At 61.3% G+C, this 26,467-nt stretch carries 22 protein-coding genes; 6 read left to right on the forward strand and 16 right to left on the reverse strand.

The window, feature by feature from the left end:
• Positions 1-44 precede the first annotated feature (44 nt).
• Positions 45-1,868, forward strand: coding sequence for a two-component system histidine kinase PnpS (gene pnpS / locus ACWHYV_RS17510; protein ID WP_447977775.1), 1,824 nt, complete (start codon positions 45-47; stop codon positions 1,866-1,868).
• Here pnpS and ACWHYV_RS17515 read toward each other — a convergent pair.
• From ACWHYV_RS17515 to ACWHYV_RS17525, 3 genes are all read right to left on the reverse strand, one after another.
• The gene (locus ACWHYV_RS17515; RefSeq protein WP_447977776.1) at positions 1,849-2,844 is read right to left on the reverse strand and encodes an anion permease; all 996 of its coding nucleotides are present in this window, start codon (positions 2,842-2,844) and stop codon (positions 1,849-1,851) included. The genes pnpS and ACWHYV_RS17515 overlap by 20 nt on opposite strands.
• A 190-nt stretch (positions 2,845-3,034) precedes the next feature.
• A complete protein-coding gene (locus ACWHYV_RS17520) occupies positions 3,035-3,652 on the reverse strand; it encodes a DUF47 domain-containing protein (protein ID WP_447980745.1) in 618 nt (205 codons plus the stop codon).
• A gap of 23 nt (positions 3,653-3,675) precedes the next feature.
• Complete coding sequence (locus ACWHYV_RS17525) at positions 3,676-4,656, reverse strand: 3-oxoacyl-ACP synthase III family protein (protein ID WP_447977777.1); 981 nt, start codon at positions 4,654-4,656, stop codon at positions 3,676-3,678.
• 130 nt (positions 4,657-4,786) lie between these two features.
• On the opposite strand from ACWHYV_RS17525, the gene ACWHYV_RS17530 reads away from it, so the two are divergent.
• Positions 4,787-5,692, forward strand: coding sequence for an outer membrane protein assembly factor BamD (locus ACWHYV_RS17530; RefSeq protein ID WP_447977778.1), 906 nt, complete (start codon positions 4,787-4,789; stop codon positions 5,690-5,692).
• Between the two features lie 238 nt (positions 5,693-5,930).
• Here the strand turns inward: ACWHYV_RS17530 and ACWHYV_RS17535 are convergent, their stop codons facing one another.
• The 5 genes from ACWHYV_RS17535 to resB all read right to left on the reverse strand — a co-directional run bounded on the left by ACWHYV_RS17535 (position 5,931) and on the right by resB (position 10,340).
• On the reverse strand, positions 5,931-6,674 hold the full coding sequence (locus tag ACWHYV_RS17535) for a cytochrome c biogenesis CcdA family protein (protein WP_447977779.1): 744 nt from the start codon (positions 6,672-6,674) through the stop codon (positions 5,931-5,933).
• On the reverse strand, positions 6,671-7,234 hold the full coding sequence (locus tag ACWHYV_RS17540) for a peroxiredoxin family protein (RefSeq protein WP_447977780.1): 564 nt from the start codon (positions 7,232-7,234) through the stop codon (positions 6,671-6,673). The genes ACWHYV_RS17535 and ACWHYV_RS17540 overlap by 4 nt, the downstream gene beginning before the upstream one ends.
• A 6-nt stretch (positions 7,235-7,240) precedes the next feature.
• Positions 7,241-7,849, reverse strand: coding sequence for a TlpA disulfide reductase family protein (locus ACWHYV_RS17545; protein WP_447977781.1), 609 nt, complete (start codon positions 7,847-7,849; stop codon positions 7,241-7,243).
• A gap of 65 nt (positions 7,850-7,914) precedes the next feature.
• Positions 7,915-8,826 (reverse strand): c-type cytochrome biogenesis protein CcsB, encoded by a 912-nt coding sequence (gene ccsB / locus ACWHYV_RS17550; protein WP_447977782.1) that lies wholly within the window; start codon positions 8,824-8,826, stop codon positions 7,915-7,917.
• A gap of 86 nt (positions 8,827-8,912) precedes the next feature.
• Entirely contained in the window at positions 8,913-10,340 is a 1,428-nt protein-coding gene (gene resB / locus ACWHYV_RS17555; RefSeq protein WP_447977783.1) for a cytochrome c biogenesis protein ResB, read from the reverse strand.
• Positions 10,341-10,688: 348 nt separating this feature from the next.
• On the opposite strand from resB, the gene metK reads away from it, so the two are divergent.
• From metK to ACWHYV_RS17575, 4 genes are all read left to right on the forward strand, one after another.
• Complete coding sequence (gene metK / locus ACWHYV_RS17560; RefSeq protein ID WP_447977784.1) at positions 10,689-11,837, forward strand: methionine adenosyltransferase; 1,149 nt, start codon at positions 10,689-10,691, stop codon at positions 11,835-11,837.
• Positions 11,838-11,914: 77 nt separating this feature from the next.
• On the forward strand, positions 11,915-13,171 hold the full coding sequence (gene ahcY / locus ACWHYV_RS17565; RefSeq protein ID WP_447977785.1) for an adenosylhomocysteinase: 1,257 nt from the start codon (positions 11,915-11,917) through the stop codon (positions 13,169-13,171).
• A 411-nt stretch (positions 13,172-13,582) separates the two neighbouring features.
• Positions 13,583-14,305, forward strand: a complete 723-nt coding sequence (locus ACWHYV_RS17570; protein WP_447977786.1) for a DUF72 domain-containing protein — start codon at positions 13,583-13,585, stop codon at positions 14,303-14,305.
• Positions 14,306-14,391: 86 nt separating this feature from the next.
• Positions 14,392-15,381 (forward strand): VIT1/CCC1 transporter family protein, encoded by a 990-nt coding sequence (locus ACWHYV_RS17575; RefSeq protein WP_447977787.1) that lies wholly within the window; start codon positions 14,392-14,394, stop codon positions 15,379-15,381.
• A 25-nt stretch (positions 15,382-15,406) separates the two neighbouring features.
• Here ACWHYV_RS17575 and ACWHYV_RS17580 read toward each other — a convergent pair whose 3' ends face one another.
• The 8 genes from ACWHYV_RS17580 to ACWHYV_RS17615 all read right to left on the reverse strand — a co-directional run bounded on the left by ACWHYV_RS17580 (position 15,407) and on the right by ACWHYV_RS17615 (position 26,448).
• Positions 15,407-15,802, reverse strand: coding sequence for a hypothetical protein (locus ACWHYV_RS17580; protein WP_447977788.1), 396 nt, complete (start codon positions 15,800-15,802; stop codon positions 15,407-15,409).
• Positions 15,803-16,043: 241 nt separating this feature from the next.
• Positions 16,044-17,675, reverse strand: a complete 1,632-nt coding sequence (locus ACWHYV_RS17585) for a B12-binding domain-containing radical SAM protein (protein WP_447977789.1) — start codon at positions 17,673-17,675, stop codon at positions 16,044-16,046.
• 247 nt (positions 17,676-17,922) lie between these two features.
• Positions 17,923-18,795 carry a succinate--CoA ligase subunit alpha gene (gene sucD / locus ACWHYV_RS17590; RefSeq protein ID WP_447977790.1) on the reverse strand — a complete coding sequence of 291 codons (873 nt, stop codon included), beginning with the start codon at positions 18,793-18,795 and terminating at the stop codon, positions 17,923-17,925.
• A gap of 329 nt (positions 18,796-19,124) precedes the next feature.
• Positions 19,125-20,318, reverse strand: a complete 1,194-nt coding sequence (gene sucC, locus ACWHYV_RS17595) for an ADP-forming succinate--CoA ligase subunit beta (RefSeq protein ID WP_447977791.1) — start codon at positions 20,316-20,318, stop codon at positions 19,125-19,127.
• 97 nt (positions 20,319-20,415) lie between these two features.
• Positions 20,416-21,996: an FAD-binding protein gene (locus ACWHYV_RS17600; RefSeq protein ID WP_447977792.1), complete on the reverse strand. Its 1,581-nt coding sequence runs from the start codon at positions 21,994-21,996 to the stop codon at positions 20,416-20,418.
• Positions 21,997-22,098: 102 nt separating this feature from the next.
• Positions 22,099-22,821, reverse strand: coding sequence for a 2Fe-2S iron-sulfur cluster-binding protein (locus ACWHYV_RS17605; protein WP_447977793.1), 723 nt, complete (start codon positions 22,819-22,821; stop codon positions 22,099-22,101).
• A gap of 79 nt (positions 22,822-22,900) precedes the next feature.
• The gene (gene icd, locus ACWHYV_RS17610; protein WP_447977794.1) at positions 22,901-24,172 is read right to left on the reverse strand and encodes an NADP-dependent isocitrate dehydrogenase; all 1,272 of its coding nucleotides are present in this window, start codon (positions 24,170-24,172) and stop codon (positions 22,901-22,903) included.
• A 29-nt stretch (positions 24,173-24,201) separates the two neighbouring features.
• Positions 24,202-26,448, reverse strand: a complete 2,247-nt coding sequence (locus tag ACWHYV_RS17615; protein ID WP_447977795.1) for an aconitate hydratase — start codon at positions 26,446-26,448, stop codon at positions 24,202-24,204.
• Positions 26,449-26,467 lie beyond the last annotated feature (19 nt).

Here is a 26,467-nt window from a genome sequence, read left to right on the forward strand (position 1 = left end):
CGCCCGTCCTCAGCGCTTCACGTCATCATCACGGTACGAGAGACGTGTCCGTTCGCTGGAAAGTCACCCTCAGCGCGCTCTTTGCCGTCACGCTCGGACTCTTGATCGCCGGTTGGTTGGCGCTGCGGTCGATCGAGCGGCTCGAGATCGCCCGCCTGCAGGAAGCCCTGACCGCCAGGGCCGGCTTGGCGGCGATCGTGCTCCAGTCCCCGTTCCAGCCCGATGCGGATGCCTCGGGCCTTCAAGCCATCGCCAAGGAGCTCAGCCGGCAAGCGCTCGCCCGGGTCACCGTCATCAGACCCGACGGAGTCGTCGCCGCGGACAGCGACACCCCGGACTCCGCGCTCGGCGGACTCGAAAATCACCGCGGGCGGCCGGAGGTCGAGGCGGCTCTCTCCCGGGGGATGGGCACGGACATCAGAGTCAGTGCGACGACCGGGCAACGCTTGTTCTATCTCGCGCTCCCCATCCGATCCGGGGACGAGGTGCTCGGTGTCGTCCGACTGGCCTTGCCGATGGTCGCACTCGAAGCCCGTGTCCACGAGCTGCAGCAGGGATTGGCGATCGCGTTCGGCATCGCGCTGGCCGTCGCCGCGTTCCTCAGCGTGCTGCTGTCCCGAGGGTTGACCCAGCCGTTGTCGGACATGGCGGCCGTGGCCCGGCAGCTCGCGGCCGGGTCTCTCGACCAGCGGATTCACGTCACGAGCCGTGACGAGGTGGGCGTGCTTGGCACCACGCTCAATCGAATGGCCGAACAACTCGAATCGACGATTCGAGCCGTGACGGAAGACCGCGCCCAACTCCTTGCCGTGCTCACCTCGATGGCCGAAGGCGTCTTGGTGCTGGATTGCCGCGGGTGGATCCTGCAGGCGAACCCGGCGTTCGAGCGAATGTTTCAGATTCAGGAGACCCGGTCGCGAGGACGTCCCTATTCGGACGTGATCGGCCATCCGGACTTCAACGAGTTCGTCTCAACGGTCTTACGGAGCCGCGAGAGTCGAAGCGGGGAGATTACGACGGCGGCAGGACGAACGCTTCGTATCGAAGCGACGGTTTCAGGATGTCAGCGCGACAACGAGGCCTGCGCCATTCTGGTCTTCCACGACATCTCCACCATTCGCCGGCTGGAAAAAGTGAGGAAGGATTTCGTCGCCAATGTCTCTCATGAACTGCGCACGCCGCTGACCTCGATCAAGGGGTACGTCGAGGCCCTCCTCGACGGAGCAAAAGACGACCCTGAGGAGTGTCTGCGCTTTCTCGACATCATCCTGAAGCAAAGCGACCGCCTGAATCTGATCCTCGAAGACCTGCTGCAGCTGTCGCAGATCGAATCCGGGCAGGTTCTCTTCAAGCAGGACGTGGTCCCCCTGGCTTCGGTCGTCGAACGCACGGTCTCGCTCATCCACCCGCTTGCCGACAAGAAAGGCCATCGGCTCGTCATCGACCTTCCGGAGGGATTGCCGTCCGTGTGTGGAGACGCCGAGCGTCTCGTCCAGGTCTTGACGAACTTACTGGACAACGCCGTGAAATACACGCCCGAGGGGGGGCTCATCGAGGTACGAGCCCGGCGGCTCCCGGCTGCGGCACCCGGCCCCAGCGACGGCGTCGAATTGGTCGTCGCCGACAACGGCATCGGCATCCCGGAGGCCGACCGGCCGCGGGTCTTTGAACGATTCTACCGTGTCGATAAAGCACGCTCCCGGGAGCTGGGCGGCACCGGGCTCGGATTGGCGATCGTCAAGCACATCGTGGAAAACCACGGCGGACAGGTGTGGGTGGAGGGGAACGAGCCGGCCGGAAGCCGGTTCGTGATCCGGCTACCGGCGGCGTCGGGAACCGGGGAGCCGCTCACGCAAACAGGGAAATGAGGAGATAGAGCCCCGTTGCCAGGAGCCCGGCACCGGGGAGCGTAAACAACCACGCGTAGAGAATCCGCGCCGTCACCCCCCAGCGCACCGCCGAAAACCGCTTGATCGCACCCACGCCCATCACGGATGAGGTGATGGTATGGGTCGTGCTGACCGGCAACCCGATATGGGCGGTCGCCAGGAGCACGGCGGCGGCGCCGGTTTCTGCCGCAAAGCCATGCACCGGCTCAAGCTTCACGATCCGCATACCGAGGGTCCGCACGATCTTCCAGCCCCCGACCGTCGTTCCGAGCCCCATTGCGAGGGCGCACGCCGTGATCACCCATCCGGGGACTTCGGGTTTGTCGATTTGACCGGACGACAAGAGCGCAAGCGTGATGATCCCCATCGCCTTCTGCGCATCGTTCGCCCCGTGACTGAACGCCATGAAGCCGGCGGACAGGAGCTGCAATCGGCTGAATAGGCGGATCGCCAAGCTGCGGGCCGTTCTGAAGAAGGTCCAGGTGATGAACACCATCAGAGCCAACCCCGTGAGAAACCCGAACAGCGGGGAGAGCACCATGGCTTCGAGAACCGAACGAAGCCCGCTGAACTTGACTACGCTCCATCCACCGTGAGTGAGCCCCGCCCCGACCATACCTCCGATCAGTGCATGCGACGAACTCGTCGGCAGCCCCAACAGCAGGGTGAAGAGGTTCCACAGGATCGCCCCGCCCAGGGCCGAGGCGACCACGTCTTGGGTGATGGCGCCGGGATCGACGATGCCGGCGCCGACCATCTTGGCGACCGCCGTGGACATGAACGCGCCCGCGACATTCAGCGCGCCCGCCATCACGACCGCCACCAAGGGACTCAAGACGCGGGTCGAGACGACGGTCGCGATGGCGTTCGCGCTGTCGTGCCAGCCGTTCGAAAAATCGAACAGCAGCGCCAGTACGACGACCACCAATAACATGCCGCTGAGGTCAGGAAACATGCAGAAGGAGTGATGAACGTTGAGTGATGAATGATGAATGGAAGGCGACCGGGAGCAGTGCTGACCGCGCGATGGATAATGGGTCGTCGACGGGTGTGACGAGCGAGCGACGAGAGAACGTGCCTGCCCCCCCAGGCGGAACGCTCTTCCCTCCGTTCCGGCATTCATCACTCATCATTCATCACTCGTCTTAGATGTGCTTGAGCGCGATCCGCTCGAGGATGTTGGCGACATCCTCACAGCGGTCCGTCCCTTCTTCGAAGTTCTCGTAAATCTCTTTCCACTTGATGACGGCGATGGGGTCCTTTTCCTGGTCGAAGAGGGTCGAAATAGCGTCCCGGGTGATGCGGTCCGCTTCGTTCTCGAGGCTGTTCACCAAGACGCAGCACTCCGTCACGTCCGCATGCGGCTTTCCGAGCCGATCGATGGCGGCGCCGACCGCCACGGAGGACTGCCAGAGGATGTTCGCCAACTTCACGGCCGGCTGGCTGGGCGTCATGATCTTGAAGACGACGAACCGATCGGCGACCGCTTCGACCAGGTCGAGGATGTCATCGAGCGCGCTCGCGAGCCCATGGATGTCCTCCCGGTCGATCGGCGTGATGAACGTCTGGTTGAGTTTCTTGACGATGTCGTGCGTGATCGTGTCCCCGATGTGTTCGATGTCCTTGATCCGCCTGGCCTGCTCGACGGGATCGTGGAAATGCTCCATCATGTCCTTCAGGAGCCGGCTCCCCTCGATGACGTTGTGGGCGGCCTTCTGAAACATCTCGAAGAATGCCGTCTCGCGCGGAATCAGCCCGAACAGCAGCCGTTTCATGCCCGCTCCTTTTACCAGCGCAACAATCCTGCCGCCCAGGTCACCCCGCCGCCGAACGTCCCGAGCAGGACGAGATCACCGGGTCGCACCCGTCCTTCACGATGCGCCGCGTCCAGTGCCATGGGCAAGGAAGCGGATGAGGCATTCCCGAGTCGTTCGATGACCGAGTAGACCTGCCCGGGGACGAGGCCCACGCGACGGGCGACCGCGTTCAACAGGCGACCGTTCGCCTGATGAAAAATCGCGTGCTTGACGTCGGGGATCGTGTAGCCGAATTCCTTCAGCAGATCCGTCACGGCTTCGGTTAACCGCCGGACCGCGACCCGATACAACGCTCCTCCTTGCATCCGAAGGACATGCTGGCCGCGCTCCAGCGTCCCACGCGTCATCGGACACCGGGAGCCGCCGGCGGCGATGCCGATGAGCCCATGCTTGGTGCCGTCGGCAAAAAGCCGGATGCCGAGGATCCCTCGTCCCTGCGCGGCCTCGGCTTCCACGAGGGCGGCGCCGGCCCCATCCGCGAAGATCATCGCCGTCGCTTCGTCGCTGCAGTCGAGAAACTTGGACTTGATTTCGGCGGCCACGACCAAGCATCGGCGGAACTGCCCACTCCGGAGGAACCGATCCGCCATGGAAAGCCCATAGAGAAAGCCGGAGCACGACGCCGAGAGATCGAAGGCTGCGGCTCCCTTGATACCCAGACGTCCCTGGATCAGGCACGCCGTGGACGGAAACGCCATGTCCGGGGAGGTGGTCGAAACGAGCACGGCATCGACCGTGCTGGGGCTCACCCCTGCGGATTCGCACGCACGCCTGGCCGCCTGCTCCGCCAAATCCGAGGAAGCCTCCTCCTGGCGGGCCCAAAACCGTTGCCTGATGCCCGTCAGCCGGTAGACCGCGTCGGAGTCGAGCCCGAAGGGTTGCCGCACCTCATCGTTGGTCACCGCCCGTTGAGGCACATACGATCCGGTCCCGATGATGCGGCTGGTCATGAAAGTCTTGTAAGAAAATGGTTGAGGGAAGATGATCGGTTCCGCGCACGGGATTATAGGGACCACTGCCGTAGGCGTCAATCACAGTTGCTTTTGTCGGGCCCTTTTGCTAGCGTGCTAGACTGTACGTATGAAAATGTCTGCCTTCTCCTACCGCGTCCTCATTGTCCCGGTAATTGCGTCGTTCCTCTTCTCGTTCGGCTGTTCCAGCCGCTCGCCAGCGACCAAATCCGGGAACCAGCCGCTGAGCTCGACCGATGAACAGATCTTTATCGGAGATACCGTCGAGAAGAACTATGATCCGAACGTGATCATGAAGCGGGCCGAGTCCTTCTTCGAGAAGGAGGATTATCCCGAAGCGATCATCGAGTATCAGCATTTTCTCGATCTGCACCGCGCGCACATGCTCGCTCCCTACGCCCAATACAAGCTGGCGGAGAGCCACTACAAGCAGATCAAGACGATTGATCGTGACACCGATCCAATTTACAAGGCTCTCGAGGCCTTCGAGAAGTTGCGCCGGGATTTCCCGGGCAGCCGGTATGATGCGGAAGCCCTCGAGCGGATACAATCGTGCCATCGCTACATTGCCGAGACGTATCTGTTCGTGGGCCGGTTCTACTACCGGCGCGAGGCGTATCTGGCGGCCGCCCATCGATTTGAAGCGATCTTGAAACACTATCCCGACATGGACATCGCGGGAGACGCCCTCTATCATCTCGCGCTCACCTATAAAGAAATGGGCGCAGACGATTGGGCCCGTGAAAAGCTGTTGGCGTTCGTGGAACGCTACCCGCACAGCGAGAACGCGGAGCCCGGACGCAAGCTCCTTGCCAAGCTCTCCCCCAAATCCAGCGATACGCTGGCCCGCAATGCTTCTCCGGCCGACGCATCCACCCCGGGTCCGGTGTCCCTGCACGCCGGGGCAGTACAGGATGCCCTCGGTGCCGCAAATTCCGCTCCGAGCGGTTCCCTCGGTGTCGTACCTGATCAGGCGCCAATGACGACACTCTGCCGGCTCGGCCTCTGGTGCTGAGCCTGCCCCTTGCCCCTGTTCAATTCGAACGACCTGGGTTTCCGGACCTCGCCCCTCTCCCGGTTGGCGTGGGCTGACGACCATGCAAGCGGCGCTCCGGTGAGAGACTACAGCAGCGTCGAGCGGCGGACGGCGAAATAATCAGGCGGGTGGCAAGGATCCGTCAGGGAACGGGAGCAGCAACGGAACAGCGGTGATCTCGAACGGCATCGTCACGCATCATGGGCACCGTAGCCTTTCACTGTCCGACGTACCAGCCGATTCCATAGCGCTCCAAGAAACTGGTGATCATCGTCAGCGAGTTCGCGTAGATCATCACTCCTACGACGACGAGGAACACGCCGCTCACCGTCGAGACCCCCCAGAGATAGCCCCGAACCTGTTTGAAGTACGATAGGAAGCGATCGACGCCCAGCGCCGTGGCGAACAACGGCAGTCCGAGGCCGAGCGAGTAGGACGCCAGAAGCGTCACCCCGTTGGTCAGTGACTCGGTGGTGCTCGCATAGAGCAGGATCGTGCCCAACACCGGGCCCACGCAAGGGGTCCAGCCGGCAGCAAAGGCCACCCCGATCAGAAATGAACCCAGATAGCCAGCCGGGCGGCTGCTGAAATGGATCCGCTTTTCCGTCGTCAAGAACCGCAGGTTCAGGACCCCGAGCAGATAAAGACCGAAAATGATGATCAAGATGCCGCCGATGCGGCGTATGTGGTCCTGATAGGTGATCAGCACCTGCCCCACCAGGCTAGCCGACGCCCCGAACGCGATGAAGACCGACGAGAAGCCGGCGATGAACAGGAGCGAATTGAGCACGATCGTCTTGCGGAACCGTTGCCGTTCCGAGGCATCGGCCAATCGCTCGACGGAAAGCCCGGTGATGTAGGAAATGTACGACGGGACGAGCGGGAGCACGCACGGGGATACGAATGACAACAGGCCCGCCGCGAAAGCCGCGAAGAGCGATATCTGATCGAGATTGCTCATGGCGTCCGGATGAGGGTCTGGATCAATTGCTTGGCCTCCGGACTGTACCAATCCCGGGCCCCGAAGATTCGATGAGTGATGATACCACGTCGATTCACGAGGAACGTCATCGGAAGAGTCCGGGTGCCGTACATCAGGCCGATGCGAAAATCCGAGTCGTGCAGAATCGGGAACGTCAGGCTCAGCTCATCGCGAAACGGCCGGGTCACGGAGGGGCCCTGCGCATCCGTCGACACCGCCAGAATCTCGAAATCGCGTCGCGGGAACTCGCGGTAGAGCTGCTCCATGGCGGGCATCTCGATCCGACAGGGGCCGCACCAGGTCGCCCAGAAGTTCAGCATGACGACGCGGCCCTGGTAACTGGACAGCGCGACAGGCTGCCCATCGAGGTTCCGCAACTGGAAGTCCGGCGCCGGCCCGCCGATCCTGACCCCCGATCGCTCCTGCGCCTGGATCGTCGCCGACTCCGCCCGGGAATCGTCGCCGCCCCCGTCACAGGCGCTGGCCGCGACCACGAGCATCAGCAGACACATCGTGCCCCTGAATCGGAAATGTTCCATGCCTGCCTACGTGGCCGGGACGACCTGGAGAGATTTCGGCTGCTTCTTGAGCAAGGTCGTGATGGTGTGCAGGTTGTCGAGGATGGTCCAGTCACGCGGGCCGATCACCTTTTCGCGCAGGATGCCCTGTTGATCGATGATGTAGGTCTCCGGCACACCCATCAGCTTGTACCGCTTATCGGTTTGTCCCCAGGAGTCGACCAGGATCGGGAAGGTCAAGTTCATGCTCTTGACGAACGGCGGGATGTCCTTCTTGGTCGTGACACGGTCGATGCTGACTGCCAGCACGACGAAGTCGTCATGCTCGAAATTCTTGTACAGCACCTCCATCGACGGCATCTCCTCACGGCACGGCTTGCACCAGGTCGCCCAAAAATTCAGAAAGACGACCTTCCCTCGAAAGTCGGACAGCTGAACCGTCTGGCCCTCTAAGTTCGGCAGACTGAAATCGGGCGCTTCTTTCCCGACCGTCAGCGGTTCGTACTTCGCGCTTTGCATCCAGACGATGCCGAACGCCACGACCAGGATCACCATCGATATCAGGACGATGACGAGCTTCGACCGGGCCCGCGGCGAGTCGGCCTGGGCCGGTTTTGTCAGGATTTGCTCAGTCATAGTACAGATGGAAGTTGCGGCTCAGGTTGGGCAGAGTGCTCATGAGCTTCACTCTAAGCCGTCCTTCAGGCATACGCGTGCAGACCGGAGAGAAGGAAGTTCACGCCCCAGAAGCAGAAGATCACCATCAGAAAACCGAACACCGCGTAGATGGCGGCGCGGCGGCCCTCCCAGCCGTGCGTCATGCGCGCATGGATATAGGCGCCGTAAATGAGCCAGACGATCAGCGACCAGGTTTCCTTGGGGTCCCAGCTCCAATAGCCACCCCACGCGTAGTTGGCCCACATGGCGCCGAGGATGATCCCGAACGCGAGCAATGGAAAGCCGACCATGACGGCCTTGTAGCCCAGCTCATCGATCGTCTCCAAGTCCGGAAAGGACGCGTAGAGGCGGGACTGAGTCCCGCGTCGCTCGGCCCGCTCCTTCAGCAGATACATGACCCCTAACCCTCCGGCCATGGCAAACGCCGCATAGCTCGTCAAGGTCACCGACACATGAATGTAGATCCAATAGCTGTTGAGCGCGGGCACGAGGGGTTCGGCGGTTTGATAGCGGTAGGGCAAGAGCGAGGCCGCCCCCATGGCGATGAACCCGATGCCGACGACGAACGCACCGATGGCCTTGATGCGGTACCGGAACTCCAGCAGCACGTACCCGAGGATGATCGCCCAAGATACATAAGCCATGGCCTCGAATTGGTTCGACCAGGGGGCGAAGGTCCCGGACAATTGCATCCGCTCGTACGCCCGGGTGACTAAGGCGAGCGTGTTCACCATCCAGCCGAACACCGTCACGATCGTGGCCACCTGCCCGATTTGAGCGGCCCACCCGGACTCTCCCGTGCCGTACCCCGTGGGGAGCCCGGCGGGCGCCAACTCCATCGTCGGACGCTTTGCCACCATGTACGCGACATACAAAATCAGGGCCGCCAGGTACAGCCAGAACGTCATATCGAAGAGAAACAAAGAACGAGCCATGGGAACCTCCGACGTAGCTGTCACCGTTCAGTGGTCGTGCCGCATGGGATGTCTGAACCGATCAGGCGATCCTGGCCAGACACGGCTTACACGCCCAGCTTCTGAATCCGTTCACTCAGCTTACGAAACTCCTTTTGAAAGTCGATCTGGCTCTTGTGAGTGGTCCCGCCGACATGGACGGTCACGCCTCGCTCGCCGGGAATGATCTTGGCCCAGAGGCGCCGATGATAGATGAATGAGGAGAGCGTGATCCCGACCACGATCATGGTGGAACCGATCCACACAATATTGACGCCCGGATCTTTCGTGATTTGCAACCCGGTGAACTTCATCGGCTGATAGCCGACCAACTCAAAGCTGTACTTCGACTCTTTGATGTCGAACAGGTCCGGGTAATGATAGAAGATCCACGGCGTCGTCTTCACTTGGCCTTCGGTCACGGCCAGCCGAATGGCCGGATTGGCATGCTCGACCGTCTTCGAGTACACCTTTTTCTCGGCCGAATTGAAACCGAAATCCGCCACAAAATCCATCACAGCCAGCTTCAACCCCAATTGATCGACCGCCGTTTCCTTCTGCCAGTCCAGGTCGACCGTACCGACGACCTTGTCGGTCTCCTTCTCCTTGATGTTGATCCGCGCCTTTTCCACACGATCCCAGGCATCGCCGTAACTGGATTGATAGAACCAAATGCCCTTGTGCACGAGCGGGTCATTCACGGTGATGGTCTTCGTGACGACCTTCTGCCCCTGCTCCAGGACCGTCAAGGTGCTGTTATAGGATTTGACGGCGCCGTTGTCGTGGTAATCGATCCAGAATTTGTCGACGTGCAGATCGAAGTTGCCCTTCGGGATGTGGTACGTCTGTCCCTCCAAGCAGACGCCGAACTCCTGGAACCCGTACAGGCTGCCGATCAGACCGCCCAGCACGATCACGGTCGCACTCAAATGCGCCATGTGTGCGCCGACTCGGCCGACGATGCCCTTTGTGGCGTACACGGTCGCCTCGTCGGGCTGGTTCTTGGCGAGAACCCGGTAGCCCTTTTCGGCCAACAGTTGCGCGAGGCCTTCGGCGACCTGCTCCTTGGTGCCCGAAACCGGCACCTCAAACGTATGCTTGAGGTTCTTGATGAACGGCAGCGAGACGTTCACCTTGTCCTGTCTCATGGAGCGCCAGACGGCCGGAAACCGTTTGTAGAAACACGTCAGCGAGTTGATGCAGAGAAGGGCGAGCAGGCTCGTGAACCACCAGGTGTGGTACACGTCGGTGAAACCCAGCCGGAGGAACCAACGATAGGCTTCTTCGCCGTATTCCTTGATGTAGACTTCCGGCCGCTCGCCCTGCTGGATAACCGTCCCGATCGTCGCGGTAATAGCCAGGACGATGAACAGGAACATGGCAAGCTTGATCGAGGCAAAGAAGGTGACCAACTCGGTCTGAATTTCCTGCCATCCCAAACCAGGCGAGCGCCGGTCGGCCTCGGGTTCGACCACGATCTGTTGCCGTCCGTTCATGAAACCGCCGCCCGTCACCTTTCAGCTTGGAAAGACAGAAGGTTATGCGCTTCGACGATGAGGATCACGAGCGCAAACGAACTTGGGGGGATCGGGCTACTGTCTCCGACCTCTCGACGTGGCTCGATCGGACTGAGCGGAACGATCAAGCGGAAGTATCTTACAAGTCGGCTCAAATCAGTGTCAAGCTAAGGGGCACCGGGGGAGCGGGCCCCCCGGGCGTCTGCATGCTCCGAAAGTCTGATTGACAAGTGAAGGCACACTGATTTAATTGTTGAGCCTTCTTAAGGAACTCCACAGGCCGCTGAAAAGGCTCACTCCCTTTCACCTTTAGACCATGAGGCGCCGATGAGGAATAACTATCTCTTCACGTCCGAGTCCGTGACCGAGGGGCACCCGGACAAGATCGCCGACCAGATTTCCGACGGGATTCTCGACGCGATTATCGGACAGGACAAGCACTGCCGGGTCGCGTGTGAAACCATTCTCACGACCGGCATCGCGTTTGTCGCCGGGGAAATTTCGACCAAAGCATATGTCGAGATCCCAGACATCATCCGGACGGTGATCAAGGATGTCGGCTACACGGATGCATCCTGGGGATTCGATTATCACACCTGCTCGGTGATCACTTCCATTCACCAGCAGTCGGGCGATATCGCCATGGGCGTGGACTCGGGCGGCGCCGGAGACCAAGGCCTCATGTTCGGCTACGCCTCCAACGAAACCGAAGAGCTCATGCCGATGCCGATCGTGCTCGCACACCGGCTCACTCGACGTCTCGCGGAGGTTCGCAAGAAGAACATCCTCCCGTGGGTTCGCCCCGACGGGAAATCCCAAGTGACCGTGGAATACAAGAACGGGAAGCCCGTTCGTGTCGACACCATCGTCGTCTCCACCCAGCACAGCCCGGACATTACCAGCAAGAAGATCGAGAGCGAGATCATCGAAAAGGTGATCAAGCCGGTGATGCCGAAGGGGATCTTCGATCCGGTCAGCGTCAAGTATTACATCAATCCCACTGGTCGTTTCGTCGTCGGAGGCCCGATGGGCGATACCGGGCTTACGGGCCGGAAGATCATCGTCGACACCTATGGCGGCGTGGGCAGCCACGGCGGCGGCGCGTTCTCGGGCAAGGATCCGACAAAAGTGGACCGCTCGGCCTCGTATATGGCCCGCTACATCGCCAAGAATATCGTGGCGGCCGGCCTGGCCGACAAGTGCGAGGTGCAGTTGGCCTACGCCATCGGAGTGGCCGATCCCGTTTCGATCCTGATCGACACGAAGAACACGGAAAAGACGAACGTGGATCTGCTCGACAAACTCGTCCGCAAGCACTTTCCCATGACTCCGCGCGGCATCATCGATCACCTGAAGCTTCGACGGCCGATCTTCAAAAAGACGGCCGCCTATGGGCATTTCGGCCGTAGCGAACCCGAATTCACGTGGGAACGGACCGATAAGGCAAAGATCCTCAAGAAAGAAGCCGGCCTGTAAGGCCGGCCCTGACCACCGGAGGGGACGGATGGCCATCCGTCCCCTCTTTTTATTGAGCACCGAGATCGGAGGACGCAGTGGATTACGATGTGAAAGACATGTCCTTGGCTGAACAGGGCAAGCTGAAGATCGAGTGGGCGGAAGCGAGCATGCCGGTCCTCCGGTTGATCAAGAAGCGCTTCAAGCGCGAGCAGCCGCTGAAGGGGATCCGGGTGACGGCCTGCCTCCACGTGACAACCGAAACCGCAAACTTGATGAAAACGCTCCAGGCAGGGGGTGCGGAAATTCGTCTTTGCGCTTCGAATCCGCTCAGCACTCAGGACGACGTGGCCGCTTCACTTGTTCAGCACGATGGCATCGCCGTGTTTGCCATCAAAGGCGAAGACAACAAGACCTACTACCAGCACATCGAGTCGGCGATCGCCCATCAGCCGCACATTACGATGGATGACGGGGCGGACGTAGTTTCGACCCTGCACGCAAAGCGCAAGAATCTCTTGAAACACGTGATCGGCGGAACCGAGGAAACCACGACCGGCGTCATTCGCCTTCGCAGCATGGCCGCACGAAAGATCCTGAAGTTCCCGGTCATCTCCGTCAACGACGCCGATACGAAGCATCTCTTCGACAATCGATACGGCACGGGGCAGAGCACCATGGACGGTATCGTACGCGCAACGAACCGTCTGATCTGCGGCTCCAAAGTCGTCGTCGCCGGCTATGGATGGTGCGGGCGCGGGATCGCGATGCGGGCGAAAGGCATGGGAGCGGATGTCATCGTGACGGAGGTCGACCCGGTGAAAGGCCTCGAAGCGCTCATGGACGGGTTCCGGGTCATGCCGATGGCCGACGCGGCGCCGATCGGTGACTTTTTCGTCACCGTCACCGGTAACTGCCGGGTGATCAGAGCGGAGCATTTTGCGGCCATGAAGGACGGGGCCATCGTCTGCAACTCCGGGCACTTCAACGTTGAGATCGACATTCCCGCACTCGAGAAGCTAAGTCGCAAGCGACGCATCATCCGGAGCGGCGTCGAAGAGTTCACGCTGCGGAACGGGCACCGCGTGAGCTTGCTGGGTGAAGGACGGCTGGTGAACCTGGCGACCGCCGAAGGCCATCCTTCGAGTGTGATGGATATGAGCTTTGCCAACCAGGCGCTGGGCGCCGAGTATCTGGTCAAGCACTACAAGAAGCTGGAAAAGAAGGTCTATCCCGTCCCGGCCGTTATCGACAAAGAGATCGCACGGCTCAAGCTCGCCGGCATGGGAGTCGTGATCGATAAGCTGACGAAGGAACAGGAAAAATATTTGGCGTCTTGGGAGATGGGCACGTAGAAGACGCAGCCTCATATATCTCGACCATTATCGACCGTATCGTTCGGCTGTCGGATACACCCACTGTGCGAAAGGGCTGCCCGCCCAACGGCGGGCAGCCCTCGTCACAACGACGACACACGCGCGTTCATCTGCGCGGCATGCCGCCTGCCATCCACCTGCCTTCGCCGCTCAAGTTTCCGGCAGGTTCGGGTATCACGCGCCGCCTGCGTCCCGGCCGGCCTGACCCGCATTGTGACGCTCGGCATCTGGCAATGGTGTCCCGCGCATATCACCTGGGCGGCGGATGTGACAGTGCGGCGTAACAGCCGGTGAATCTCACCCCAACCGGGTTTGCTCGATCGAAGAGACGGGAGTACAGTAACATGATCACTCACGCTCCCTCCGTTCGTGCTCGTTCGGATGCCTCAGATGGACAAGATTCACATCGGGCTCTCCGGCTACTCGTACAAGCCTTGGCAGGGTCCCGGCCGTTTCTATCCTCCCGGCCTCAAGCCGGCCGAATTCCTCCGTTACTATGCCGAGCACTACGATACGGTTGAACTGGACGGGATTTGGTATCGCCTCCCGACGGAAAAAACGGTCCTGTCGTGGATCGACCAGACACCGGACACGTTTCTGTTTTCCCCTAAAGCGCATCGTCAGATCACCCACCTGCACCGGCTGCGTCCTGATGCGCTTGCCTATGTCCGGCTGATGCTCGATCGGCTTGCACCGCTCATCGAACGCCGCCGCCTGGGGTCGATCCTGCTTCAACTCCCACCGAATCTTTTGCGCGATACCCCGCGTCTACAAGCATTTCTCGAAGGATTGCCGGCGACCGTGCGCTGGGCGATGGAGTTTCGTCATCCCTCCTGGCACACGCCTGAAGTGGAAGCGCTGCTGAAGCGGCACGGCGTTGCCTGGGCTGCCGTCGAAACCGACGACGGCGCTCCGGAATGCCGCGCCACTGCCGACTTCTGGTACGTCCGACTCCGGCGGAGCCAATACGACGAGGCAGGACTCGAGCAGTGGGCGCAACGGCTCAAGGAAGCTGCCGGCCGGGGTGCGACCTGCTTTCTTTACTTCAAGCACGAAGACGAAGGGTCACCTTGGATTTGGGCGGATCGGCTCGCACGGCTGATCGGTCAGTGACCTCACCTCCGCCCCCTTTCCGGTGGTAAGCCCTTCTCGATCCCGTTATAATTCCCGCTCCGGAAGCGCAACTCGCCGAGACGTTTATGAGCCAAGCCGGACCCCACGACTCCGCCCTGGCCCGCACACTCATCCTGGATGAGATATTCGACCTTGCCTTGTATCGCGAGCTCCGCGCTCTCGCGACCGGCCCTCTGCGGAACCTCCTCGATGAGCTGATCCAGATCGAAACCGGGCACGTCGCATTCTGGCAAAACTTCTTCGAAAGTCCATTAACATCGCTCGACTTGCCTCGCCGGATCAAGCTGCGGATTCTCCTGATCGCCTGCCGGCTGTTCGGCGCACCGGCCATCCATCTCGTGCTCGAGGCCATCGAGGTGTACGGGGTTCGCAAATATCTCTCCATCTGGAAGGCCTACCGCGACCGGCCGCTCGGCACCGCCGTCCGCGGTATCCTCATCGACGAATTCAAGCACGAGGACGTCATCGTCAGCCAAATGACCGAGCGCAAGATCAATCCGGAGCGGATCCGGAATATCTTTCTCGGGTTGAACGACGGATTGGTGGAGATCCTGGGCGCCGTCAGCGGCTTCTTTGGCGCATTCGGAGACGCGGTCACCGTGCTCATTGCAGGGACGACGACCGCCGTGGCCGGGTCGCTGTCCATGGCGGCCGGGGCCTATGTCGCGCTCAGCTCCGAGCGAGAGGTCGAGCGTATGGAAGAAGACAAGAAGCGGTTCTTAGGAGAGGCGTCGCTGCCCGGCCAATACGATGACCGGCCACGCCAGGAGCCAGGAGACAACCGGCCGTTTGGGTCGGCCTCGCTGGTCGGCGGAAGCTACTTCGCCGGGGCCATGGTCCCCCTTCTTCCGGTCGCACTGGGGGCCACCGACGCGCTGTTTTCCCTTCTCACCGCCGGCACGGTGATCATCCTGGTGTCGATGTTGCTCGCCTTCCTCTCAGGGATGGAGATCAAGCGGCGCATCGCGACGAATGTGATCATCATCGCGGCAGCGGTGGGCGTCACGTACGTCATCGGCCGGGTGGTCAAGGATGTTCTCGGCATCGCCGTCTGACGACCACGCTCACGCCCTTTTCACACTATCGTCCCGCCGCTCCCGGATCCACGACGATCAGCTTGACGTGCTCCGGAACCGGGGCGGCATCCGGAACCCCGATGAACTGGATCGGGCGCTCCCCCTTGAGGTGCTCAGGCGTCAGGACATAGGTCCCTCGCAGGCTGGCGGTCCAGACCGCCTTGGCCGCAATACGGTCGCCTCCACTGAAGAGATAGGCACATCCTCCAATCACCGTGCCCAGCCCCGCGTACGTCAACTTCGCCAAGCCATACGGAATCGTGGCGAGGACGCTGGCCGCACCGAATCCAAAATCGGCCGGAGGGGCTCCTCGCGCCTGGTCTTCACTGTGGACTGATGCCCGTGCAGAACCAGAGGCCAGCGGTGCCAGCAGCAGACCGACCGCGACGATCAGCACCATTCCTCGGCTCCAACAGCTTCGCACCTGCCTGCTCTGATGGCTGGGCATACGCGTCCTCCATGATTGGTCCAGGCCATGCCTCGAAACCGGCCGGCCGGAAGGTTGAACGAGCGGTGCGGTGGCCCTACGATAAACACGCTGGAAAGATGAAGGAAGCTTATGCCAAATCCCCCGCTCCCGATCCAATTTCAGAACCGGAGGCGAGGACTAGTGAACCGTGGGAGCCTAGTCCTCCCATCTGCTAGACGGGAATGACCGGCAGCTCCCGCCGTGGCTCCGCTTCATGCTGGATGCGCTGGCGCTCGGCCTTCGATTGCCTCATGACCACCTCCAGCACTTCATCGCTGATCTGCGTCAGGCTTGCCGCCTCGTCCTTCATCGCACCGTGCTCGACTGCCCGCGACAGCACTTCGGCATTGGTCGGACCTCGGCGGCCGCCGAAGAACGGCTTGAGGATCAGGTACAGCACATCACGAAGGGGCATATATCTGAGAAATCGGCGTAGCAGACGGGCGGTTTGCAGGGGATGGTGCAGGAGCTTGTAGAGAAATAGGCGGCGGAGCCCTGCCGCGCGTTGGGCGTGAATGACCGGGCCGGGAAGACAGGTCGGATCGATTTCCGAGCACTTGAAGTACTTGTACCAATCGGCGGCATCGTCCACCAGTCCGCGCTTGACGTACTCCTGCCAGAGCGGCGTCCCTCGATACACGCACAGCCGGTTGAAGCCGAACGTGTCCAACGGCAATTCGGAGGCGAACCGGAAGGTCGCCTTCATGTCCTCGATCGTTTCGTCGGGACTGCCGACGACGAAGAATCCATGCACGATCTCGATCCCCGCTCGTTTGGCATTGTGGACCGCCGTGCGCACGTCATCGAGCGTCTGCTCCTTTTGCAGGCGGTCGAGCACTTTCTGGCTGCCGCTTTCCACCCCGAACATGATCGTGCGGCAGTGCGCCTTGGCCATGGCCGGGAAGAGATGCTGAGCCACCGAATCGACGCGGCCTTCGCATCCCCATTGAATCGTAATGCCTTCATCGCAGATCCCCTTACAGATCGCCTCGATACGCTTCGGCTGCAGCAAAAAATGGTCGTCCACGAAATAGACGGAGCCGTATCCCAGATCCCGAAGGTGCTTGAACTCGTCCACAACGTGCTGCGCGCTCCGTGCCCGCCACTTCCCTTCGTTGAACAGAGGAATATCGCAGAAGACGCACGGCCAGGGACAGCCGCGGGACGTTTGCATAGTGGTGAATCGCTCCATCGACAGGACGGCCGGCACATCGAGCGGCATGGACTCGATAAAATCCAGGGGTAAGCTCTCCCGATCCGGAAACGGCCACCGGTCCAGATGCCGCTCGATCGACTGATTGGGGTTGTGTATGACGCGTCCATCCTTGGCCCACGTCACACCGGGAACCGTCCCTGGATCCTCCAAGCGCTCCAACAGATCGAGCAACAATTGCTCTCCGTCTCCCCGACATACGAAATCGACTTCCGGGCACTGCAGCTTCACGAGTTGCGCGTTCAGCGTGGCGAAGACGCCGCCGAAGGCCATCAGGACCTCGGAGTGTGCGGCTCGGATTTGCCTGGCCAGGATCTTGGCGTAGGGATAGCTCGTCGTACTCAGAAAACTCAGCCCTACGAGCGCCGGGCGCCGCCGTCCGATCTCCTCGATGATGACGCCGTTGGGGGTGTCCGGGTTCGCCTGGTCGAACATGATGCACTCGTGACCCGCTTGCTTCACCACCGCGGACAACGACATGATGCCGATGGGCGGGAAGCCCATGATGCGGAGCTTCCCATTGGCACCCCGACTCGACGCGGGGACGGCATAGAACTGCGGGTCGCGCACGTGGATCAAGAACACAAGCATGACGACTCTCCTTTTCGGGCAACCACACTCGTTCTCTGGGGGAACAGGGAAACGATCGGAGAGTCGGACGAGAAGGATGGCGTGGTTGGAAAGTTGATGACGATCCCCGGGTGTAGCGAACCTTACTACATGGGGTAGGGTAGCACGAAGGCAGGGAGAAGAAAAGCGAAATTCCCGCATGCCGGGAGAACCCCGGAGGGAAGGCTGCAAGCGCCAGGGAGACGCGAGGGAGAAGAAGTGGCGGGGGCTATTGGCCCAAGGCTGCCCTCACGGTTGCGCCGATCTCTGCCGGATTCTTGACGACCCGTACCCCGGCGGCTTCCAGCGCCTTCATCTTCTCGGCGGCGGTGCCCTTACCACCGGTAATGATCGCCCCCGCGTGTCCCATGCGACGGCCGGGAGGCGCCGTGATTCCTGCGATGAAGCCGATGACCGGCTTCTTGATGTGTTCCTTGATGAAGGCCGCGGCCTTTTCCTCGGCATCGCCGCCGATCTCACCGATCATCACGACCGCCTCGGTCTCGGGGTCTTTTTCGAAGAGGGGGAGCACATCGACGAAACTCGTCCCGTTCACCGGATCACCGCCGATCCCGACACACGTCGTCTCCCCCAAGCCCAGGTTCGTGAGCTGGTGTACCGCTTCGTACGTGAGGGTGCCGCTTCGGGACACGACGCCGACCTTCCCGCGCTTGTGGATGAAGCCGGGCATGATGCCGATTTTGCACTCATCCGCGGTAATGACCCCAGGGCAGTTGGGGCCGATCAAGCGCACCTCGCGGCCGCGCAATGCACGCTTCACCTTCACCATGTCGTTCACGGGAATGCCTTCCGTGATGCAGATGATCAGCCGAATGCCGGCATCCGCGGCCTCCAAAATCGCATCGGCCGCGAACGGCGGCGGCACGAAGATGAGCGAAGTGTCGCACTGCGCCTTCCGGACGGCCTCTCGGACCGTGTTGAACACGGGGATCCCTTCCACCTCCTGCCCCGCCTTCCCCGGCGTCACACCCGCGACCACCTGCGTTCCATACGCCTTACATTGGGTGGCATGGAAGGACCCTTCCTTCCCCGTAATGCCCTGCACCAGCACCCGTGTCGCCTTATTCACTAAGATGCTCATAGGCCCCCTAGGACGGCAAAGATGAAAATGAATGTTCCAATCGGTCTTTCAGCTTGAGTTCAGACTCACCCTGCCTGGTTGAAGTCAGAGTCTTCCTTCCACTCGTCTCGCTCCCACACATCACGCGAAACTGGAGCCGACTGCCCTTCGTCAGCCGAAACCCTCTTTTCCCTCCCGCTTCTTCCCTTTCTCGCCCCTCTCCCGCGGCGATCTTCACTCTTGGCGGGTGGCGACGAACTGGGCACCCGGCCGCGCGCAGCGGAAGGGGTCCTACCGGCGGATGGGTGGAGGGATCACGGCTAGGCTGTTCCTCGACAGGACCCGCCGCTTCACGCCGTCGCCGCCTTCTTCTTCTTTCCCGTCATGGCCACGATCTTCTGCGCCGCCTCCCACAGGTCCGTGGCCACATCGACCTTCAGGCCCGACTCGAGCAGCAGCTTGCGCCCTTCTTCGGCGTTCGTCCCTTGGAGCCGGACCACGACCGGCAGCTTCAACTGCACTTCTTTGGCTGCTTCGATCACGCCGTGGGCAATGCGCTCGCACCGCACGATGCCGCCGAAGATATTGATGAAGATGCCTTTGACGTTCTTGTCCTTGAGAAGGATGCGAAAGCCCGCCGCCACCGTCTCTTTCGTCGCTCCGCCCCCGACGTCGAGAAAATTCGCGGGCTCGCTCCCGGCAAGCTTGATGACATCCATCGTCGCCATGGCCAAGCCCGCCCCGTTCACCATGCAGCCGATGTTGCCGTCCAGCTTGACGTAGTTCAGGTTGTTCTTGGTCGCCTCGATTTCCAGCGGCTCCTCTTCGTGCAGATCGCGCATGGCCCGCACCTCGTCATGCTTGAACAGCCCGTTGTCGTCGAACGAGACCTTGCCGTCCAACGCGACCAACTTCTTGTCGGTGGTAATGACCAGCGGATTGATCTCCACCAACGCAGCGTTCTTCTCCATGAAGAGCCGGTACAGATTGCCGAGCATGGCGACGAATGGGGCCAGGACCGCCGGCTCGATCGTGTGGAGGCCGATGCCGAACGCGAGATTGCGGCCGTTGTATCCCTGAAACCCGACCGCCGGGTCGATCTGCTCCTTGACGATCTTCTCGGGGGTGTGGGCCGCCACTTCTTCGATTTCCATCCCCCCCTCGGTGCTGGCGATGAAGACCGGCCAGCCCGACTCACGGTCCACGAGGAGACTGAGGTACAGCTCCTTGGCGATGCCCGCGCCCTCTTCGATCAGCAGCCGGCGCACTTTGCGGCCTTTGGGTCCGGTCTGATGAGTGACCAGGGTCTTCCCGAGCAAGTCCTTCGCCAACCCTGGCACGTCTTCCCTGTTTTTGGTGATCTTGACCCCGCCGGCCTTCCCCCGACCACCGGCATGGATCTGCGCCTTGACGACGTAGACGGGACTGTTGAGTTGCTCCGCCCACTTCTCCGCCGCGCGGGGGGACTTGATTTCCTTGCCCCTCGGCACGGGCACGCCGAATTGTGCAAACAACTGCTTGGCTTGAAATTCATGAATGTTCATCGAAGAGGTCCCTTGGAGGATGATCGGTTAACGTGAGAGGAATGAGAAGGACGGCTTCTGACTCAGGCCCTACCCCTTTACCCCATCCCCTTTGGCCCTACTCTTTCTTGGCGTATTGCGGCAGCACCATCGGCGAGATCACGTCGGAGGAGACGCCGTGCTTGCGTGCTTCCGCCCTGAACCGGGCGAGATGCTCCAGGGTCAATTTCCCTTGAGGAAGGGAGCCGGCACGCCCGGCCGCGGTCGTCCCCGCGCGCTTCCCGAACACCATCAGATCGAGGAGCGAATTGCCCATCAACCGGTTCCGTCCGTGCAGACCACCCGAGGCCTCGCCGGCGACGAACAGGTTGCGGATGTCCGATTCCCCATTCACGTCGATGTGCACGCCGCCGTTCTGGTAGTGCAAGGTGGGATAGATCAGGACCGGGTCTTTCGCGATGTCGATCCCGAACCGTTCGTACTGTTTCACCATTGCCGGGAAGTGCTTGGCCAGCGTGCCCGGGCCGTGTTCGGCTTCCAGCAGCGGGGTGTCGAGCCAGACGCCGACGCGCCCCGACATCGTCCGGATCCCCCGCCCCTCTTCGCATTCCCGGATGATCGACGAGGAGACGACGTCGCGGGTATCCAACTCATTCACAAAGCGTTCGCCGCGGGCGTTGACCAATTGGCCGCCCTCCGAGCGAATCCCTTCCGTGACGAGCGCCCCGATCAATTGCTCGGGGTAGACGGCTCCCGAGGGGTGGTATTGGAAGGTGTCGATGTGTTTGAGCTTGGCTCCCAGGCGATAGGCCATCGCCAACCCATCGCCCGTCGCCCCATAATGATTGCTCGTCGGAAAGCCTTGGATGTGCAGCCGGCCGATGCCGCCGGTCGCGAGGATCACGGCTTTCGCGGCCACCACGATGAAGCGCTTGTTGTCGAGGTCCCTGAGGACTGCGCCGGTGCAGGTCCCGTTGCCGTCGCTCAACAACTCGACCGCCGCGCTGAACTCCAGCAACTGGATCTTCTGATTCAGCACTTCGTCCTTCAGCACCCGCATGATCTCGAGGCCGGTATAGTCCGAACAGGTCAGCAACCGAGGTTTCGAGCTTCCGCCGCCTTTTTTCACGTGGAGATTCCCGTCGTGATCCCGATCGAAGAGCACGCCCAATTCAAGAAGCCACTTGGCGATGGCCGGGCCTTCCTCCACCATGACCCTGAGGAGGTCATGGTCGTTTTTCATGTGCCCGCCCTTCAAGGTATCGAGGAAATGCTGGATCGGAGAATCATCGGAGGCGACGGCGACTTGCATGCCGCCTTGCGCCATCACGGTATTGGAATCGCCGAGCCGCAGCTTGGTGGCGAGGATGACCTTGGCGCCTTGAGCATGTGCGTGGAGCGCCGCGGCGCAGCCCGCCCCGCCGCCGCCGATCACGAGCACGTCCGTGGCGTAGTGCGGCGTCAAATCGAGATCGGGTGGGACGGGGCTTTCGCCTTCGAGCAGCGCAGCCAATTCTCGTACCGTCCGCTCCCCGGCATTCGGGCCGAACTTGATGGGGCGGTAGGCGCGTTCCCGATGGTCGGGATGATACTTTTTGATCAGGGTATCGCGTTCGGCAGGCGAGTATTTCGGAATCGTCTGGGTCCGGCGGGTATCGCGGGTCTTGTGAACGATCTTTTGGAGTTCGTGTATATCCATGGCTGAAGAAGCTGTCAGCAATCCGCTCTCAGGTTACAAAGGAAAAGTTCTACTTCATGTCGGAATTGCCGAAGCTGAAAGCCGAAGGCTAAGAGCTGACAGCTACTTGAGTTCCGCGCAGACGTCCTTGAGTTGCTGCTCACTCATGGACAGGACCTGGTTCCACTCGGCATCGTAACGCCCCTCTTCGATCTCTTTGATACGGTGGTAGAGTCGCTCCGGCTTTTCGGCATAGTGCGCGCCCTGTGCACGGCTGGCGTAGAGACCAACCAGGTTGGGAGCGATGTCGGCGATGCACACCGGCGCACAGAGACCGCACATCACACAATCCATGAACAACTCCGACGTCGCCTTGAAGTCGCCGAAGACCGCCCGCCACACCCCTTCCCGGACATCGATGCCTTGCGGGCACGCCTCCGTGCAGGCATTACAGTTCCGGCAGAGCGGAGCCTCGGGGTACAGCGTGAACAGATCTTGCTTGGGATCCTCCAACTTCTGAATGTCGTAGGTTGCCTTCCGAGCCGGAAACGGGGGAACCATGGAAAACGACATCCCGTCTTGGACGGCTGTTTGGCAGGCCAAGCAGGTTTTCACCTTGGGGTCGTCTTTGGTCCGATAGTAGGTCGCACACGCGCCACAGAATCCGCCCAGGCAGCCGACCCCACGGACGACTTCTTGGCCCGTATACCAGAGCGCCTTGATCACCGTGATCCCCTCCGGCACTTCGTATTTCTTGCCGGCGATCTCGACCGTGACCATCTTCGGCCGGAGTACTTCCTCCTGGTCGATCACGTTTTGCGTATCGAACTGTGTTTCGGGTGACATGGATTCACAGATGGAAGCGCTCAGCCGTCAGCATCATCAGCCCTGAGCTGAGCGCTGACGGCTGCTTGCCGACCGCTGGTTACATGTTCTTGATGATTTCCGTGCCGTACTCCGAGCACTTGATTTCCTTGACGTCCGTTCGGCCCTCTTCCTTCATCAGCCGGGCGAAGTCGTAGGTCACCGTCCCGTTGCTGATCGCCTTGGACATGCCCTTCTCGATCAGACGCGCCGCTTCCCCCCAGCCCATGTACTCGAGCATCATCACGCCGGAGAGCAACACGGCGCCGGGGTTCACCTTGTCCTGGCCCGCATACTTCGGCGCCGTCCCGTGAGTGGCTTCAAAGCAGGCGTGACCGGTCACGTAGTTGATGTTCGCGCCAGGGGCGATGCCCAGCCCGCCGACTTGGGCCGCGAGAGCATCGGAGATGTAGTCGCCGTTCAAGTTCATCGTCGCGATCACATCATACTCGGCCGGACGCGTCAGGATCTGCTGGAGGAAGTTGTCGGCGATGGCGTCCTTGATCAGCAGCTTCCCGGCCGGGGGATTGCCGCCGCAATCGTCCCAGGACACGGTCTTGTCCGGGAACTCCTTCTTCGCCAACTCATACCCCCACTTCCGGAACGCGCCCTCGGTGAACTTCATGATGTTGCCCTTGTGGACCAAGGTCACGCTCTTGCGCTTGTTCGCGAGCGCCCAGTTGATCGCGGCACGAACCAGCCGATGCGTGCCTTCTTCGCTGATGGGCTTGACGCCGATGCCCGATGTCTGCGGGAAGCGGATCTTCTTGACGCCCATTTCCTTCTGGAGGAACTCGAGGACCTTCTTGACTTCGGGCGTCCCGGCTTCCCATTCCACGCCCGCGTAGATATCCTCGGTGTTCTCACGGAAGATCACCATATCCACGTTCTGAGGCTTCTTGACCGGCGCCGGGACGCCCGTGTACCACTTCACCGGGCGCTGGCACACATACAGGTCGAGAATCTGGCGGAGGGCGACGTTGATGCTCCGGAACCCGCCGCCGACCGGGGTGGTCAACGGCCCCTTGATGCCCACGAGGTACTCCCTGAAGGCGTTCGTCGTGTCGTCGTGCAGCCACGTGTTGGCACCATACACCTCGTTGCACTTCTCGCCCGCGTAGACTTCGAACCACTCGATCTTGCGTTTCCCGCCATAGGCCTTCTCGACCGCCGCGTCGAACACCCGTACCGAAGCTCGCCAGATGTCAGGCCCCGTCCCATCCCCCTCGATAAAGAGCACGATCGGGTTGTCGGGCACTTGGAGCTTCATGCCCGGTCCCATGGTGATCTTCTGTCCCTTCGTCGGTGGTTTCAGCTTCACGTAGCTGCTCATGGCCGTTTCTCCTTTCGGGCCCACGGATGTTAGTTCAATGCGTTCAACGCGGATCCAGCCTTGAACCAGGCAATCTGCTGCTCGGTCATGCTGTGATTCGCCTGGATGCTGAGACGCTGGCCGTTCGGCTTGTCGATGACGACGGACACGGCCTTGCCCGGCGCGAGATTCGCAAGCCCCGTCACGCTGATGCGATCGTTCTGCTCGATCTTGTCGTAGTCCTTCGGATCCGCAAACGTCAAGGCGAGGATCCCCTGCTTCTTCAGGTTCGTCTCGTGGATGCGCGCGAAACTCTTCACCAGCACCACTTTCACGTTCAGGTAGCGAGGCGACATGGCCGCGTGCTCCCGGCTGCTGCCCTCGCCATAGTTCTCGTCGCCCACCACGACCGATCCGATACCGTTGGCTTTGTACCGGCGCGCAATTTGGGCGATGGGCAATCCCGACTCGCCGCTCAGCACGTCCGTTCCCTTGCCCACCTCTGGGAAGAAGGCGTTGTTCGCCCCCAGGAACATGTTGTCGCTGATCTTGTCCAGATGACCGCGGTATTTGAGCCAGGGCCCGGCGGGGGAGATATGATCGGTGGTGGTCTTGCCTTTGGTCTTGATCAACACCGGCAGCTTGATGAAGTCTTGCCCATCCCACCGCGGGAACGGCTGGAGCAGTTGGAGTCGTTCGCTGTTCGGCGGAATCTCGACGGCCAGCCCCTCCCCATTGTCGGCCGGCGGGACGTACCCTTCCTCACCGCGCGCGAACCCTTTGGCCGGCAATTCCTCGCCCTGCGGCGGCTCGAGCTTGAACGGCTGACCGTCGGCGGCGTTCAACGTCCCACGGACGGGATCGAAACCGAGATCGCCGGTGAGCGCGTAAGCCGTCACGACCTCCGGGCTGGCCAGGAAAGACATCGTCTCGTTGATGCCGTCGTTTCGGCCGGGGAAGTTCCGGTTGAAGGAGCTGACGATCGCATCAACACGTCCCTTCACCCCGTCCGCCCGTTTCCACTGCCCGATGCAAGGGCCGCACGCATTCGCGAGCACCGTCGCGCCCATTTGCTCGAACGTCTCCAGGAAGCCGTCTCGCTTCATCGTATGGTAGATCCGCTCGGAGCCGGGTGTCACCAGAAACGCCGTCTTCGCTTTGAGCCCGGCCTTCAATCCTTGCCGGGCCACGTGGGCCGCGCGGCTGATGTCTTCGTACGACGAGTTCGTGCAACTGCCGATCAGGGCCGCCTTGAGCTCGACCGGATACCCTTTCTCTTTGGCTTCAGCCGCCATCTTCGAGATGGGCCTGGCCAAGTCCGGCGTGTGGGGCCCTACGACATGCGGCTCGAGCGCCGACAGGTCGATTTCGACGATTTGATCGAAGTACTTCTGGGGCGCTTGGAGCACCTCGGGATCGGCCACGAGCAAATCGCGATTGGCCAACGCCAAGTTGGCCAACTCGGCCCGGTCGGTCAAGTTCAGATAAGCGACCATCTTCTGATCGAACGGGAAGATCGACGTCGTCGCCCCCAATTCGGCCCCCATATTGGTGATGGTGCCTTTCCCCGTCGCGCTGATCGTCTCGGCACCCGGTCCGAAGTATTCGACGATCTTGTTCGTCCCACCCTTCACCGTCAGCAGCCCGCAGAGGTAGAGAATCACGTCCTTGGGCGACGCCCAGCCGTTCAGCTTGCCCGTCAACCGCACGCCGATGAGCTTCGGGTGCAGGACTTCCCAGGGTAGTCCCGCCATCACCTCGCCGGCATCCGCGCCGCCGACCCCGATGGCGAGCATGCCCAAGCCGCCGCCGTTGGGGGTATGCGAATCGGTGCCGATGATGAGCCCGCCAGGAAACGCATAATTCTCCAGGACGACTTGATGGATGATCCCGGCCCCCGGCTTCCAGAAGCCGATCCCGTATTTCTTGGCCGCCGACGCCAGGAAGTTGTAGACTTCTCTGTTCTCATCCATCGCGCGCAGCAGGTCTTTTTCGGAGCCGACCTCGGCGCGGATCAAGTGATCGCAATGGATGGTGCTCGGGACCGCCACCTTCTTTTTTCCGGCCTGCATGAACTGCAGGATGGCCATCTGGGCGGTCGCGTCCTGCATGGCCACCCGGTCCGGACGGAGCGCGAGCATCGCCTTCCCGCGCTCCCACACCTGCGTGTCGAGGTTGTCCGCGTGGGCGACGAGAATTTTCTCGGTGAGCGTCAATCCACGGCCGAACTTCTTGCGGGCCTTGGCCAACTTTTCCGGCATCGACGCATACAGCTTCTTGATCAATTCGAGAGACATCAGCACACCCTATGTGAGT

Source organism: Candidatus Nitrospira bockiana, assembly GCF_965152565.1.